Source organism: Streptomyces sp. NPDC012835 (assembly GCF_042900885.1).
GTDB lineage: Bacteria > Actinomycetota > Actinomycetes > Streptomycetales > Streptomycetaceae > Streptomyces.
Genome location: NZ_JBIBBW010000001.1, coordinates 691,622 through 706,934, shown reverse-complemented (window position 1 = coordinate 706,934; position 15,313 = coordinate 691,622). Strand labels below are relative to the sequence as shown.

Genomic DNA, 15,313 nt, shown 5'->3' with positions numbered 1-15,313 from the left:
CCTGCCCGACGCTCGTCGGAGTGGTCGAGCCCAGGGCGTTCGAGACGCGAGGATCCGCCGAGGTAGTCCAGCCTTCAGCCAGATAGCTGATCTGGGCCTTGTGATGGCAGAGGGTTCGTCGTGATGACTTCGATCTGATTGAGCATGCGGACAGCCAACCGCCCGCGCGCCTCCTGGATGTACTCCAGGGCTGAGCGAAGCTCGTCCACCACGTCTGGTCCGGCGGAAGACCCGTTCACCGCCTCTTGGCGGATCCGCCTGGAAGCAGCTTCCAGGTACACCAAAGGTGACCTTTGACCGTCTTGCGAAAGAGGATCATGTACGGGATAGCCGTAGGCGGATTGTCCAATCCATAGCCCGTCACGCAACATGGCGTCTACAGCCGCGTGGGCAGCATCCCGGACACGTGCGAGCGTGACATCGAAGTCCTCCGCACTCAGCTGTCGGCCAAGTTCAAGGTCTTGAACTGCCCTATACAAGAAATCGTTCCAGTCACGCAAGGTGGAACGAACGAGGATCACCCTCTCAACTCTCTCCTCCTTATGTACCTCCCCCTGGGCACGCTCCGTGCGGGCGGCCTGCTCTCGGACCTCCTGCCGCTGTGCTCTCAACGTCGCTCGTTGGACCTGTAGCGGTCCCCAGTACGCCCCCAGCGCAGTGATGAGCGCTCCGCCAAGCGCTCCCAGTACCCCATATAGAACCTCCGGCATGGGACAACCATGCTCGGCGGGCAACATGGCACAGACAGACTTGTTACGACTGAAGTCAATCTGTGATCGATGAGATCGTGTGCTACTCGGTGGCTTTCAGGGCTGCCAGATAGTCCGACCAGCTGTCCTGTGCCAGGGCGGCCCACTCGATCGCGGTGCTGACGTGGATACCGAAGAGTTCGCTGGCGACGATCGGCGGAAGGTCAGCGGCTATGGCGATCATCGCCGTGTTGTGTGCGGCGAGAGTCGGCAGTCCGAGCTCAAGGAGCTGCATCGCCAGTCCGTGCGGGCGCCGAGGCTGATGCGCCAAAGGTCCGGGGAAGAGGAACACGGGTCCGCTGCCGGGAGCCGGTTGCAGCATTGAGCGCGTCAGAGGACTGGCGATCTGCTGTTCGATGAGACGGGCCAGTGTCGGAGGAAGAAGGACGGGTGCCTTGTCGAACGTGATGTAGGCGCCGCCCTGATCGCGCTGAAAGCAGTCCGTCGTGAGGTGAACGATTCGGGTCAGTGGTAGGGCGTAGAGGCGGACGAATGCTCCTGCGATGCGGACGTCGAGGGGGAGCGTCTGGTCAGAGAGGCACCGAAGGAGTTGGTCGTGGTGCTCGTCACCGTCATGGAACACGGACGGTTGCGCTCGCGGTCGTGTGGGGGCTTCAAGCCGGTGCGTGAGTCGGCGGGCGTTCGTCCAGCGTATGAAAGCGCCGATTGCCTTGCGGCGGGTCGGCGGGACGGTGACCAGCCATAGTTCGAGCTGTGGCTGGGTCAGGTCCGTGAAGAGGAGTCCGTTTGTGTCCAGCCAGGCCATGAATTCGATGGCTGTTTGGATCTTGCCCCGGTCCACGGCTGCTGCGGATTGGAGATAGCGGCCGCGCGAGGATCTGCGCCGGGCATCGCGCACGACGGACCACTCGGCGAAGGGGCGGATGATCCTCAGATGATGGGCGGGGAGTGGTGCGAGGACCTGGGGGAGCCAGATTTCCAGCCGGGCCAGGAACTCATTTCGGGTGGGCAGGATCTGCGTGGTGATGAGAATGTTCCGGACCGCGCGTGTGTCGTGGTCTTGGGGGAGGTCGTCTAGAAGGTCGTGAGTGACCTCAGCATGTCCCGCGGCCAGACTCGCCAGGAGCCGGGCGCCGCTGCGGCTCAGCCAGTTGAGGACGGAGCGGGGGAAGCGGCCGAGATGAGTGCTTCGGCCAGTGGAATGAGTTGGGGTACCAGCTGGTCGTTTTCGTCGCTGAGGAAAGCGTGGACCCTGTCGCTGGCGACGCACCGCGTGCAGCATCCGTCGGCGTAGATGTCGCCGGGATAGTTGCAGCGTCGGCAGGCGAAGTCGACGTCGATGCCCCAGCAGGGCCCGCATGCCTCGCTGCCGGCTTCGGTTGATCCCACCAGCACTCGGGTGGTTCCGCAGAGGGTGCAGGCGGCCGGATTGCGGCGACGACGTCCGTAGCAGGTGGGGCAGAGCTGGCCAGCTGGCCAGGACGCCAAGCTGCGGTCCGTCCGGCCGCAGTCTCCGCATTGGTGTAGCCGACGGGGACGGCAGCTGTTGCAGTGGAAGGCTCCGCCCGCCTGGCGGACATGCTTCCCCTGGCGGAAGCGGCCACAGGCAGTGCAAACGCCTTCGATGACGCGGCAGGTGGAGCAAAGCCCCGGTTCGCCGTTCTCGCCACGCTTCGATATGCAGCGGAGTTGGCCCATTTTTCGCACGTGCGTTCCGGGGCGCGGTAGCAGCGTTTGCAGACGGGCCCCTCTCCCCTGAGGTTGGCATGTGCGGGTCCGGTGACGCCGCACCGGACACACTCGCGGTCCGAGGTTCTGACGCAGGAGGAGCACACCAGGACTGCGGTCCCGCCCCTCTTTCGCCTGGTGTGGGTGCCGTGCCGGCCGCATGCCGCGCACGCGCCGATGAACTGTTCCTCTTGGCGGTAGCAGCGATAGCAGAGCAAGCCTTCAGGTCGGCGGGCAGCGATACGTCCGCCGCTCTGGCCGCAGTGCGCGCACGGCTCCGCCACGTTCCGGTCGAAGCACCAGCTGCAACAGCGTCCTTTGGCGGACAGACGGTCGAGTTTGCGGCTGGATGCGCCGCAGAAAGCACAGCCGAGTTGGGTGACGCTGTCGCCGTATCCGATGGCTTGGAGGTGTTGAAGCAGGCGCCCCAGGGCCGCCGGACTGTGTGCGGAGGGAGCAGTCAGCGCATCGGGGTTCTCGGTGAAATGCGCATCCAGCACGCGCGCTGCCTGCGAGGACCAGACCCTGACATGTTCAAGAGCCGACTGGACTTGTTCCGCGGTCATAGCTGGAACGACCGTCTGGACCCGGGTGATCAGTCGTGCCCGTGCCTCGGCGAGCTCGAGTCGGCGGATATGCGGGGCCTGCGCGGGGCGTCTCATTTCGCCCCTGGGCGGCGAACTACGGTACGGCGCGGGGCACTCGGCTTCGCCCCTGCCTCGCCGTCCGCGGTCTTGCGGAGCTGAGCGTTGACGACTTCCGGCTTGATCAGATCGTTCGGGGTGCAGTCGAGGATGTCGCAGAGTGCAACGAGGGTGTCCATGCTCATCCGCTGCGGAGGCTGCGTCACCAGGCGATAAATCTGCTCGCGGGAGAGGACGATGCCCCGCTCCGCGAGCAAGGGGACCAGATCAGAGGTCTGGAACATCTGGCGCTCGGCCATCAGCTGCCGCAGCTGCCATTGGTAGCCCATTTTCTTGATCACGGTGTCACGTCCCAGTAGTCGCCCAGCCGGTTCTTCATCGAAGCCTCCAACAGTGTGTTGCGGTACTCGTTCGAGACCCCCATGTAGATCGCCGTGGTGGAAGCATGCGAGTGACCGACCTGTTCTTGGACGAACCGCGCGGGATAGCCGAACTCAGTCAGGTGCGTGATGTAGGAGTGGCGGAGGCAGTGCAGATCGAGGTCTTCGTCGAGGCCGGCGTCTTGGCGAGCGGTGACGAACGCCTCGTTGATCGACCGGGGCGAGAGCCGTCCGACGCGTTCGGTCATCCACAGTGCCGGATGTCGTCCGGGTGAGAACTGCGGGCGCACTTCTGTCAGCCAGTGCTCCATCGTCTCGACGATCCAGTCCATCTCCGGGACCGTCAGGACAGACCGGCGTCTCGGCGGCGCCCCCTTCTTGGACTTGCCGAACCGCACCATCAGGCTGCCAAAGTTCCGAAACTGCGGGGCCTTCCGGCAACGCCGAAGGTCGGTCAGGTCCAGGCGGGAAGTCTCGGTGCGACGGGTGCCGAAGGCGTAGACCGTCTTGATGACGGCGGCGTCCCGTAGCGCGCCCAATGCTCCCTTACGACCACTGGCCCGGATCTTGCTGGGGCGGGCGTCCAGAGCATCGAACAGGGCCTGGACCTCGTCGTAGGTCAGCGGCCGCCGTCGTGAATCGCCCTCGTACTCGACGGTGTGCAGGACCGAGTTGCCCTCGTGGAACACCTCCTGCGGCGCCTCCCCGAAGCGTTCCAGGCAGATGTGGCCCCACCCATAGCGGGTGTCCAGCAGGTACTCCAGGAACAGGCCGATCGTCACCTCGTACGTCCGGGCCGTGGACATCTGGATCGGCTTGGCACCGCTTCGCAGGTGTGCGATGAACGCCTCGCCTTCAGCTGGTGACCACTGCCAGGGGTACTGGCCGGAGAATTCCCCGAAGCGCTCAAGTATGCGAATCCGCGGGTCGATCGTCGATGACCTCAGGAAACGGGCCGACTGCTGACGTGCCCAGCCCTCAAGCATCGCCTTGAACAAGGCTGGGGCGGGGTCGAGATGTACGACGTTCCCTGCCAACACGAGATGGGCGGATTCGGGCGCTTGAGTACTCACAGGGATGTTGTATCAGATGCAACATTGTTGAATTTGAGTGCTAGGGTCCTGGTCAAGGGCACCGACCTGACAAGAGCCAGCCGGGGGCACGCGCCCCCGGCCAGGGAAAACGGCCATTCTCTTACGTCGCGCAGTGTTGCATCAGATGCAATTCATCCCGTTCTCCGGGAGATGGCCGGTCAGGACCGTGTACGGGGCCCTCTCCGCGGCGCTCGGCGAGGAGGTCGACGCCGACAGCGCGGAGCGGGAGCTGCGCCGCCTGTGCGACCGGGCCGGGGTGCCGCACACCCACCGCGGCGGCCGGAGCGAGGTGGTCCTGGCGATGTACGAGCGGCTGGTCGAGGCGCGGACCGGACCGCCCGTCTTCTACAAGGACTTCCCGGCCGACGTCTCCCCGCTCACCCGGCCGCACCGGCATGACCCGCGTCTCGCCGAACGCTGGGACCTCGTCGCTTACGGGGTGGAACTCGGCACCGCGTATTCGGAGTTGACCGACCCGGTGGAGCAGCGGCGCCGCCTCACCGAGCAGTCCCTGCTGGCGGCGGGCGGTGACCCGGAGGCGATGGAGCTGGACGAGGGGTTCCTGGAGGCCCTGGAGTGCGCCATGCCTCCGACCGGCGGCCTCGGCCTCGGGGTCGACCGGCTCGTCATGTTCCTCACCGGGCTGACCATCCGCGAGACGCTGCCCTTCCCGCTCGTGCGCCGGGGGTGACCGGGTGCCGGGTCACTCGGGTGCCGGGGTGAAGCGTGCCGAGGGCGACTCGTGCGCCGGGGGCGCCCCGTCCCCGCAACTCGCCCCATCGGGTGCTTTCCCCCGGGTGACCGGTGTGGGGGAGCGGCACGGAGCAGCCGCCGTGCGAGCCATTGGTCATGAAAAAGGACCAGATGCTTACAGGGCGGCGTACCGTCCTGCGCATGAGCGCCTGTCTCGGAGCGGCCCTCGCCACCCGCCTGCTGACCGCCGGACAGGCCCAGACCCCCGACCGCGCCGCCTCCCCGTCCCCGGCCGCGGGATCACCGGCGGCCGGAGCGCCCGCGAGCGCCCCCCGGCGGCCCTCCGCCTACCGGCTCCAGCCGATGACGGAGGGGGCCAGGCCCGGCCTCCGCAGGGCGGCCCCGCCGGTCCGGGTGAAGCCCATTCTCGAACTGCCCGAGCTGGGCGACACGATGGTGCTCACCTTCGACGACGGCCCCGACCCCTCCTACACCCCGGCCATCCTGAACACGCTGCGCCGGTACGACGTCCGGGCGATGTTCATGGTGTGCGGCGAGATGGCCCACGACAACGGCGACCTGCTGCGCCGGGTCGCCGACGACGGCCATGTCATCGGCAACCACACCTGGTCGCACCCGCTGATGACCAAGCTCACCCGCTCCGCGATCCGGGCCGAGATGGAGCGCACCAGCGAGGTGGTGGCACAGACCATCGGTGAGGCGCCGCTCTGGTACCGGGCGCCCTACGGCGCCTGGAACCGGCACTCCTTCGAGGTCGGCGCCGAACTGGGCATGGAGCCCCTCGCCTGGACCGTCGACTCGCTGGACTGGACGACGCCCGGGACCAGCACCATCGTCCGCCGTGTGGTGGAGGGCGCGGGCCCCGGCGTCGTCATCCTGTCGCACGACGCGGGCGGCGACCGCACCCAGAGCGTGGTGGCGCTGCGCCGCTATCTGCCCCGGCTGCTGGACGCCGGCTACCGCGTCGCCGTACCGCACCGCTGAGCCGGCGGCCCGGCGGGCGGCCCGGCTGGTCAGCGGGTGCTGACCAGCCGGGCGAAGACGACGACATTGCCGTCGTAGCCGCCCGCCCGCGAGTACCCGCCGCCGCAGGTGATCACCCGCAACTCGGCGTGGCCGGTGTCGCCGTACACCCGGGAGCCGGGGAACTCGTTCTTGGCGAAGACCTCGACCCCGTAGACCTCGAACTCGGCGGTGCGGCCGTCGTACCGGTCCACCTCGATGTGCGAGCCCTTCTCCAGCGAGCCCAGCCCGTAGAAGACGGCGGGCCCGGTGCGGTTGTCCACATGGCCGACGACCACGGCGGTGCCGCGCTGACCGGGCGCGACACCGTTCTGGTACCAGCCCGCCAGATTCGGGTCCTGCGCGGGCGGGGCGGCGATCCAGCCGTCCGGGTCGAGTCCCACGTCCACGACCGGCGTGTCGACCTTCAGGTCGGGAATGCGGACCCGTGACATCGGGGCGTACGGCAGCGGCTTCACGACCGGGGCGGCGCCGGTGGCGAGGGCGGCGGGATCGGGCCGGTCGGCCGACGCCGCCGCGGCGGGCTGCGGTGGTCCCAGCGGTGTGTCGATCCCGTTCCGCATCAGCGCGATGCCGGTGAGCATCACGAGAGCCAGAACGCCCCAGGGCGAGCGCCTCCTCGACTCCGGGGCGTGACGGTCCTGGCCCATGGTTCTCCCTTCGTGCGCACCTGCTGGCACGGTAAGGGCACAGGGCCGGGGCGGCGATCACTGGCGGGCGAACGGGTGGCGGCGCCCGGTGCGGTGACCCATTGGAGGGCCCGCCCCCGTAAAACTTCTGACGGTCCGTGACCTGCGGCTCCGTCCGGTACGGGCGCCCGTCCGGCGGCGTGTCGCCTCACCGGAGTGGACCAGTGCCGAAATGCGCGGTCCCGGGCGCGCGGTGATGGTTCGTCATGGAGGGCGTACTCGTCGAATTTCCCGGAGCACCGCTTTGGGGCGTCTTCCGCTGGAGGTTCAAACGATGCGTGCTTCACGCGCTCTCGCGGTGACCGCGGCCGCCTGCGCGGCCGTGGCGCTCTCCGCTCCGCTCGCCGCAGCCAACAATGGTCCGAGGGACGTCACCGTCAACCCGTTCGAGGTCCACCAGGGCGGTACGCTCCACATCCGCGTCGCCGGCTGCGGCCACGGGGGCAGCGTCACGTCCAACGCCTTCTCCAGGGCGGAGCTGTCGGACAACGAGTCGGGACACTCCTCGGCGAGGGTCCGCATCCACGACCGCACCACGCCGGGCCACTACAACCTGGCCGTGCGGTGCAGCGACAACGACCGGGTCGCCACCCACCAGTTCCGGGTGCTGGAGGGGCGGGGCGCCCTCGGCGGTCTCGGCGGTTCCGTCGGCCCCGGCTCCACGGAGATGGCGGTCGGCGGCGGGCTGGTCGCCTCGGCGGCGGTGGGCGGTTCGCTCCTGCTCGCGCGCCGTCGCCGGACGAGCGGCGCGGGCGTCTGACCGTACGCGTCCGGCGGCCGGTATCCCCGGTCCCCCTGCTCGGTGCCACGCGTGCGGACGCCTGTCGCCCCGAATCCTGGCGGAGGATTCGGGGCGACAGGCGTCCGTGCCCCTGTGCTGAGGCGGTCGGGGTCTGCGAAGGACCGGCGCGCGGCGGGTCAGTGGCCCCGGCCGTCCGCCCGCCGCCGCACCGCGTGGACCGTGCCGAGCGCGGCCACCGCGACCAGCCCCGCCCCGACCGCGAGTTCGCCGCTGCTCACCCCGCCGACGCTGCCGCCCAGCCCGCCTCTGACCCCGCCGGGCACGACGGTGGAGGTGGACCTCGCGGTCGGGGTGACGGGGACGGCCGCCGTACGGGTCGGCCGGGCGGTCGGTGCCCGGGTGGCGCCCGCGACCTTGAGGTCGGTCCGGCCCGTGACTCCGTTGCAGGTGAAGGTCACCTGGTAGGCCGCGCCCGGCTTGGCGTCCCAGTCGACCGTGGCGAGAGCGGTGCGGCCGGCGGGGATGTTGACGGTGTCGAAGACGCCGGAGGACGCGGTGGCGGTCGAGGCGCAGCGGGTGACGCCCAGGGTCACCCGGCCGCCGGGCGCGACCGTGCTGGGGGTGACGGTGAAACCGAACGGCGTGGTGCCCCCGTCGACCGCCGCCGTCGCGGTGGGCGCGGCCAGAGCGAGGGCGGTCGCCGCGAGCAGAGCGGCGCACGGGGCGCATATCGCGCGCATGGTGAATCCTCCGGGTCCCCGAGGAGCAGCTGCGGAACCGTTTTCCACACAAGCCGGTACCTGCGCCTCGATGCCGGAAACGCTAGGAGCGCCCTATCACAGCCGCGACCACTGACAGTCGAATGGGGCACGGGGGTCCCCCGGTCGGCGGACCCCCGTGTCCGTCGCGCGTCCGCTCAGGAGCCGATGTGCGGGAACAGATCGAGGAAGGGCCCGGCTGTCGCGCCGATGCCCCGGCCGTAGGGCGCGTCGAAGTCCCAGATGAGGAAGAGGAGGAAGGAGATCAGCACACTGAACAGACCCGCCAGCAGGAGTTCTCGGAAGCTGCGGCGGATCTGGAGCACGAAGATCATTCCCACGGTGACCACCGCCCCGATGATCAGCCCGAACCAGACGACCCCCGGCATGGTGGCCCCCGCGTTCTCGCCGCGGGCGCCCCTGGCGTCGTCGGCGACGGCCACCTGGTCGACCAGCGGCTGATACGCCTGGCCTTCGAGTTCCGTGCGCGGCACGTACCGGGTGACGTCCGTCCGGATCCGGTCGAACAGCTCGGTGCCCCGCGCGCTGAGCGCCTCGTGTTCCGACATGTGCGGCCACTCCGTGCGGACGACATAGGAGACGTACGCGTCCACGTCGCTCCGGATCCTCTCCCGCACATCCGCGGGGTAGACCTGGGCGCGCTGTGTGATCTCGTGCAGGGCCTGGGCCTCCTGGCGCACGGAGTCCTGGGCCGCGCTGCGGCCCTCCCAGACCCCGGCGATCGCGAGCCCCAGCACGATGGCGTAGATCACGCCGATCATCATCGTCATGTAGTCCATGACGTCCGGGGTCCCGCTGGTGTCGTCGTCGGCCCCGACACGACGGCTGCTGTAGACGACGATGGTGAGGACGACCGCGCAGGCGGCGGCCATCGCGATGCTCAGTACGAGCCATTCCGACATGGTGTCTCCGTGGATCAGCGGGAACGCGGGCGCAGCACGGCGACGGCGAGCACCGCCGGTGCCGTGAGCAGGAGCATCATCAGGACCGGAGAGGTGTGGTTCCGCGGCTGGTGACGGGTCGCCTTGCGGTAGACGGGCACCGCGACCGAGGACGGGGCAGCGGCGGACGGGGTGGCCGAGGGTGTCGGCGAGGGCCGCGCCGGGGCCGTCGTGGCCGGGGGCGGTGGCGGTGCCTGTACGGGGACGGCCGCACGGGGCGGCCGGGGCGTCGGCCGGGCGGCCGGCGGCGGTGGCGTCGGCTTCGGCACCACGACCGGCGGCGGTGGCGCGGGCGGCGTGGGCCGCGGCGGCGGGCTCGGCGGTGTCGGTGGCGGCGGTGGCGGCGGTGGTGTCGACGGCGGGGGCGGTGTCGGCGGCGGAGGAGGCGGTGGCGTGGGCGGTGGCGGTGGTTTCGGTGGCTCGGGCGGCGGGGGAGGCGTCGGGGCCGGTGAGCAGTGTCCGCTGCCCGCCCACGCCCACGCGGAGCCTCCCGCCCCGCCGGAGGCGTGGGCGCAGCTGTCCGCGGCGGCGGGCGCGGCCGACAGGGATATGAGCGCGGCGACTGCGAGGAGCCGTCCGACGAGCGATCCGTACACGCGCAGGAGCTTGTTCCTCTTTCTGCCGCGGCACGCCGGAACGTGCTCGGATTCCCCCGGATAGGTGGAATTCGGCGGGCACTTCACGAGGCTCCGTAAGTTTTTTTCGGCCGCGTTGAACGCGGAGCCACCCGCACCGCGTACTCAGGGCCAGGAAGCAGCGCGGATCGGCGCGGCAACTGGCTCACTGACAACAGGAGTTGACATGAACACCTGGCGGAACGCCTCGCTCGCGGTGACCGCGGCGGCCGTACTGGCCCTGACGACGGCGTGCGGTCAGGACCAGGGAACCACCACCAACGGGAAGTCCGTGGGAGCGGCCAAGCCGGCCGACGCCGGATACGGCGCGGACGCCGGTTACGGCGCGGACGCGGGTACGGCGAACACCGCCGCCGCCAAGCCGGCCGGCCAGCTCGCCGTCGCCACCGACACGAAGCTCGGCAAGGTCCTCACCGACGGCGAGGGATTCACCCTCTACCGCTTCGACAAGGACACCGCCAGCCCGCCGAAGTCCAACTGCGAGGGGGACTGCGAGAAGGCGTGGCCGGTGGTCACCGCCGACAACGCCAAGGCCGCGGCCGGTACGGACGCCCAGCTGCTCGGCGAGATCACCCGCACCGACGGCACCAAGCAACTCACCGTCGACGGCTGGCCGATGTACCGCTACGCCAAGGACACCGCGGCCGGTGACACCAACGGAGAGGGCGTGGGCGGCACGTGGTTCGCCTCGGCCCCCGACGGCAAGAAGGCCGCCGCGGCGGGCGGCGCCGCGGCGGGCGGGACCGCCCCGGCCGATCTCAAGGGGCTGTCGGTGCGCAAGGACGCCAAGCTCGGTGACGTCGTGGTGGATTCGAAGGGTATGACCGTCTACCGGTTCACCAAGGATTCGGCCTGGCCGATGAAGACCGCCTGCACCGGTGAGTGCCTCGACAAGTGGCCGGTTGTCGCCCCTGTCGACAAGAACGACACCGCGGCGGGCATTCTCAAGAAGGGCTTCGTGACCTTCGACCGGCCGGACGGAATCAAGCAGCAGACCATGGACTGCTGGCCGATCTACACCTTCGCGGGTGACAAGAAGCCGGGCGACACCAATGGCCAGGGCGTCGGAGGCACCTGGTTCGCGGTCTCACCGGATTCCAAGCTGGTCGGGGCGTCCGAGTAGTCCCCACGCCGATCGCCCCGGCCTGCCGGGCCGCCGTCACGCCCCTGTGCGCGACGGCGGCCCGGTTGTATGTTCCACTGACGTGTGACCAAGAACGGATCGCTAATTTCCGTTTGGGCTCGCTCTCTTGGCGGTCGATCAGTAGCCTCGGCTCGAACAACCGGCCATGTACATGGCCGTGTCCCGTGGCGACTTGTTGGAGATCTCGATGGAGCGTCCCGCCTGGGCCCCGCAGGGCATCGATATATCGATGCCGAGCGTTTCCCGCATTTACGACTACTATCTGGGCGGTTCGCACAATTTCGAAGTGGACCGGGAGGCGGCCCGCAAGGCCATGGGTTTCATGCCCGGCCTTCCCTCGATCATGAAGGCGAATCGTGCCTTCATGCGTCGTGCGGTGCAATTCGCCCTGGACGAAGGGGTCACCCAGTTCCTGGACATAGGCTCCGGTATTCCGACCTTCGGCAATGTCCACGAAGTCGCGCAGCGCGCGAACCCCGACGCCAAGGTGGTCTACGTCGACCACGACCCGGTCGCCGTCGCGCACAGCCGGGCGGTCCTCGAAGGCAACCCCCGCACCACCGTGTTCAACGGCGATCTGCGTGACCCCGCCGCGATCCTCAAGGACCCCGGGACGGCCCTGCTCGACCTCGACCGGCCCGTGGCGCTGCTGCTGGTCCTCGTCCTGCACTTCCTGGAGGACAAGGACGAGCCGTACCGTGTGGTAGCCGAGTTGCGGGACGCGCTCGCCCCCGGCAGCCTCCTCGTGCTCACCCACGCCTCGTACCACGGCGTCCCGGTCTCCGAGAAGGAGGCGGGCGGCGCGGTCGCGGTCTACAACGACATCCGCAACCCGCTGGTGATGCGCAACCGGGAACAGACGAACCGGTTCCTCGACGGCTTCGAGACGGTCGAGCCCGGCCTGGTGTCCATGCCGCACTGGCGCCCCGATTCCCCCGCCGAGGAGGAGGACCCCTACGCGTTCTCCGGGTTCGCCGGCGTGGGACGCAAGGCGTGATGGTGCCGGAGGCGGCGGGTCCGGAGGAGGACCCCGACGGCCTGGAGGACAGACTCAGGCGTTTCGCGACGATCTGGAGCCGGGCGATCTTCCCGGCGACCGCCACGTCCCTGACGCGCCCCGAATTCGAGACACTGCTGCTGCCTCTGGCGCGGACGTTGCGGGAGGCGCTGCACGCGTACCCGTTCGACACCACGCCGGCCGCCCGCGTCGGCAACGCCCTGATCACGGCCCACTGCACCGACCCCGAGGCACTCGGCCGCACCCTCGGCGTGATCGAGTCGTATCTGGTCCTGTACTGCGGTACGGACGAACTCACCACCGAGGACAACCGGGCCCGCTGCGCCCGGCTCCAGCACGCCCTGGCCGCCGGCTACGCCCACGCCCTGCGCGAGCGCACCCTCGCCGAACAGGAGGCGATCGCCCGCTCCGCGCTCGCCGCGCGCAGCGAGGCCGAGGACGCCCTGCACGCCACCCAGGCCCGTTTCCACGCGGTGTTCGAGGGCGCGGCCATCGGTATCGGCATCGCCGATCTGGACGGCAACGTGCTGGAGGTCAACGACACCCTCACCCAGATGTTCGGCGGACTCGAACATCATGTTCGCAGCCGCAACGTGAACGAGTGGGTCCATCCCGAGGACGCTCCCCATGTCTGGCGCATGTACGGCGAGTTGGTGCGCGGCGAGCGTGAGCACTTCCAGGTCGAGAAGGCGTTCTACCGCAACGACGGCACCGTGCTCTGGACCAACCTCACGCTCTCGCTCCTGCGGGACGCGGAGGGCGCTCCGCAGTATCAGCTCGCGCTGATGGAGGACACCACCGAGCGGCGGCTGCTGCATCTGCGGCTGCGCTACGAGGCCACCCACGACGCCCTGACCGGGCTGCCCAACCGGACCCTGTTCTTCGAACGCCTGGAGAAGACGCTCGCCGCCGCCGACGACGCCCGCTTCGGCCTGTGCTACCTCGACCTCGACGGCTTCAAGGCCATCAACGACAGCCTCGGCCACTCGTCGGGCGACCGGCTGCTGGTCGAGGTCGCCGACCGGCTCCAGAGCTGCGCCACCGCCTCCGGCGAGATGGTCGCCAGGATCGGCGGCGACGAGTTCGTGGCGCTGACCACCGGGCCCGACACCTGCGGCGGGGTCTCGGAGCTGGCCTCCCGGATCCTCGGCGTACTCGCCTCGCCGATCCGGCTCGAAGGCCGGGAGTTCACCGTCCGGGGCAGCATCGGCATCGTGGAGGGTCCCGCCGCGGGGCGCAGCCCCGCCGAGGTGCTGCGCAGCGCGGACATCACCATGTACCGGGCCAAGGCGGCGGGCGGCAACCGCTTCGAGCTGGCCGACCCGGAGGCCGACGCCCGCGCCATCACCCGCCACGGACTGACCACGGCGCTCCCGGCGGCCCTGGAGCGCGGCGAGTTCTTCATCGAGTACCAGCCGCTGGTACGGCTCGACGACGGGGCGGTGCACGGCGCCGAGGCGCTGGTGCGCTGGTCCCACCCGCAGCACGGCGTCCTCGGCCCCGACCGGTTCATCCCGCTCGCCGAACACACCGGACTGATCGTCCCGCTCGGCCGCTGGGTGCTCGAACAGTCCGTACGCCAGGCCCGGTTCTGGCAGCAGCAGCTGCCCGCGGGGGCGCTCGGCGCGCCGTTGCGCGTCAATGTGAACCTGTCGCCCGCCCAGCTCCACCACCCCGGTCTGGTCACCGACACCGTCGAGGTGCTGGAGCGGATCGGTCTGCCGCCGGGCGGCCTGTGCCTGGAGGTCACCGAGTCGGCGCTGATCGGCGCGGACGAGGATCTGCTCAAGCCGCTGCGCCAGCTCGCCGAGATGGGCGTGGACATCGCGCTGGACGACTTCGGCACCGGCTACTCCAACCTCGCCAATCTGCGCCGGCTGCCGGTCAGCGTGCTCAAGCTGGACCGTTCCTTCACCCTGGGCATGCAGCAGCATCCGGCCGACCCGGTCGATCTGAAGATCGTCGAGGGGATTGTCTCGCTCGCACACAGCCTCGAACTGGCCGTGACGGTCGAGGGGGTGGAGACCGGAGCCCAGGCCGACCATCTGCGCCGGCTCGGCTGTGACACCGCGCAGGGCTGGTACTACGCCCGGCCGGGCCCGCCGGAGCGGCTGCACACCCTGCTGCTGGCGGACGCCGTCTGAGCTCAGCCGCCCCGAGGCGCCCGGGCCGCCGTCGCGGCGGTCCGGGCGGCGTCCTGCGTGGACAGCAGGACCCTCTGCAGCTCCCGGGCGGCGCGCGGCGGGGCGACGTCGTTGCGGTGGGCGAGGGCGATCGTACGGCGCAGCCCCGGCCGGGCCAGCGCGGTGACGCGCAGGTCAGGGGTGCGCGCCGCGACCATGCTCGGTACGACCGCGACGCCGAGACCGGCCCGTACGAAGCCGAGGACGGCGTCCATCTCGCCGCCCTCCACCGTGAAGGTGGGTTCGAAGCCCTCGGCGCGGCAGGCGGCCACCGTCAGCTCGCGCAGGTCGTAGCCGTGCCGGAACATCACCAGCGGCTCGCCCTCCAGATCGGCGACGGCGACCGGATGCCGGGGCGCCGGCTCGCTGACCGAGGAGACCACCACCAGATCCTCCTGGAGCAGCTCGACCGTGGTCAGCGCGGGGGACGCGGCCGGCAGCGGCATCACCACCAGCGCCAGGTCGAGCGCCCCGCGCGCCAGCTCCCTGACCAGATCGTGCGAGCCGCTCTCCTCGATCAGCAGCTCGATGCCCGGGTGCAGGTCGTGGAAGGCCCGCAGCACCTCGGGCAGCAGTCCGGTGCACAGGCTCGGCGGCGCCCCCAGCCTGACCCGGCCGCGGCGCAGCTGGACCAGCTCCTGCACCTCGACCCGGGCCGTCTCGGTGTCGGCGAGGATGCGCCGGGCGAGCGGCAGGAGCGCCTCGCCCGCGTCGGTGAGCGAGACGTTGCCCCGGGCGCGGCTCAGCAGCTCGGCGCCCAGCTCCTTCTCCAGCGCCCGGATCTGCTGGGACAGCGAGGGCTGCGAGACATGGACCCGCTCGGCGGCGCGGGTGAAGTGCCGGGTCTCGGCGACGGCCACGAAGTAGAGGAGCTGCTGGAACTGCATGT

13 protein-coding genes and 1 pseudogene are annotated in these 15,313 nt (G+C 69.9%); 6 read left to right on the top strand and 8 right to left on the bottom strand.

The window, feature by feature from the left end:
• Nucleotides 1-74 precede the first annotated feature (74 nt).
• The 4 genes from ACFY6S_RS02920 to ACFY6S_RS02905 form a co-directional block, all read right to left on the bottom strand.
• Nucleotides 75-521: a hypothetical protein gene (locus ACFY6S_RS02920; protein WP_388821884.1), complete on the bottom strand. Its 447-nt coding sequence runs from the start codon at nucleotides 519-521 to the stop codon at nucleotides 75-77.
• Nucleotides 522-792: 271 nt separating this feature from the next.
• The gene (locus ACFY6S_RS02915) at nucleotides 793-1,992 is read right to left on the bottom strand and encodes a hypothetical protein (protein WP_388821881.1); all 1,200 of its coding nucleotides are present in this window, start codon (nucleotides 1,990-1,992) and stop codon (nucleotides 793-795) included.
• A gap of 1,104 nt (nucleotides 1,993-3,096) precedes the next feature.
• Nucleotides 3,097-3,423 (bottom strand): helix-turn-helix domain-containing protein, encoded by a 327-nt coding sequence (locus tag ACFY6S_RS02910; RefSeq protein ID WP_388821878.1) that lies wholly within the window; start codon nucleotides 3,421-3,423, stop codon nucleotides 3,097-3,099.
• Entirely contained in the window at nucleotides 3,420-4,448 is a 1,029-nt protein-coding gene (locus tag ACFY6S_RS02905; RefSeq protein WP_388822907.1) for a tyrosine-type recombinase/integrase, read from the bottom strand. The genes ACFY6S_RS02910 and ACFY6S_RS02905 overlap by 4 nt, the downstream gene beginning before the upstream one ends.
• 250 nt (nucleotides 4,449-4,698) lie before the next feature.
• On the opposite strand from ACFY6S_RS02905, the pseudogene ACFY6S_RS02900 reads away from it, so the two are divergent.
• Nucleotides 4,699-5,247 (top strand): annotated as a pseudogene (locus tag ACFY6S_RS02900) (amino acid--tRNA ligase-related protein); the annotation flags it as partial.
• A gap of 158 nt (nucleotides 5,248-5,405) precedes the next feature.
• Complete coding sequence (locus ACFY6S_RS02895; protein WP_388821875.1) at nucleotides 5,406-6,254, top strand: polysaccharide deacetylase family protein; 849 nt, start codon at nucleotides 5,406-5,408, stop codon at nucleotides 6,252-6,254.
• A 29-nt stretch (nucleotides 6,255-6,283) separates the two neighbouring features.
• On the opposite strand, the gene ACFY6S_RS02890 is transcribed toward ACFY6S_RS02895, so the two are convergent.
• Nucleotides 6,284-6,943 carry a class F sortase gene (locus ACFY6S_RS02890; RefSeq protein WP_388821872.1) on the bottom strand — a complete coding sequence of 220 codons (660 nt, stop codon included), beginning with the start codon at nucleotides 6,941-6,943 and terminating at the stop codon, nucleotides 6,284-6,286.
• Nucleotides 6,944-7,256: 313 nt separating this feature from the next.
• Here ACFY6S_RS02890 and ACFY6S_RS02885 point away from each other — a divergent pair, with 313 nt between their 5' ends.
• Nucleotides 7,257-7,742, top strand: a complete 486-nt coding sequence (locus ACFY6S_RS02885; protein WP_388821869.1) for a hypothetical protein — start codon at nucleotides 7,257-7,259, stop codon at nucleotides 7,740-7,742.
• Nucleotides 7,743-7,900: 158 nt separating this feature from the next.
• On the opposite strand, the gene ACFY6S_RS02880 is transcribed toward ACFY6S_RS02885, so the two are convergent.
• Together ACFY6S_RS02880 and ACFY6S_RS02875 are read right to left on the bottom strand one after the other, a co-directional pair.
• A complete protein-coding gene (locus ACFY6S_RS02880; protein ID WP_388821866.1) occupies nucleotides 7,901-8,464 on the bottom strand; it encodes a hypothetical protein in 564 nt (187 codons plus the stop codon).
• 176 nt (nucleotides 8,465-8,640) lie between these two features.
• Nucleotides 8,641-9,405, bottom strand: coding sequence for a hypothetical protein (locus tag ACFY6S_RS02875; protein ID WP_388822905.1), 765 nt, complete (start codon nucleotides 9,403-9,405; stop codon nucleotides 8,641-8,643).
• 840 nt (nucleotides 9,406-10,245) lie between these two features.
• On the opposite strand from ACFY6S_RS02875, the gene ACFY6S_RS02870 reads away from it, so the two are divergent.
• From ACFY6S_RS02870 to ACFY6S_RS02860, 3 genes are all read left to right on the top strand, one after another.
• Nucleotides 10,246-11,202, top strand: a complete 957-nt coding sequence (locus ACFY6S_RS02870) for an SCO0930 family lipoprotein (protein WP_388821863.1) — start codon at nucleotides 10,246-10,248, stop codon at nucleotides 11,200-11,202.
• 208 nt (nucleotides 11,203-11,410) lie between these two features.
• A complete protein-coding gene (locus ACFY6S_RS02865) occupies nucleotides 11,411-12,220 on the top strand; it encodes an SAM-dependent methyltransferase (RefSeq protein ID WP_388822903.1) in 810 nt (269 codons plus the stop codon).
• Nucleotides 12,220-14,385, top strand: a complete 2,166-nt coding sequence (locus ACFY6S_RS02860) for a putative bifunctional diguanylate cyclase/phosphodiesterase (RefSeq protein ID WP_388822901.1) — start codon at nucleotides 12,220-12,222, stop codon at nucleotides 14,383-14,385. The genes ACFY6S_RS02865 and ACFY6S_RS02860 overlap by 1 nt, the downstream gene beginning before the upstream one ends.
• A gap of 2 nt (nucleotides 14,386-14,387) precedes the next feature.
• On the opposite strand, the gene ACFY6S_RS02855 is transcribed toward ACFY6S_RS02860, so the two are convergent.
• Nucleotides 14,388-15,311, bottom strand: a complete 924-nt coding sequence (locus ACFY6S_RS02855) for a LysR family transcriptional regulator (protein ID WP_388821860.1) — start codon at nucleotides 15,309-15,311, stop codon at nucleotides 14,388-14,390.
• Between the last annotated feature and the right edge of the window lie 2 nt (nucleotides 15,312-15,313).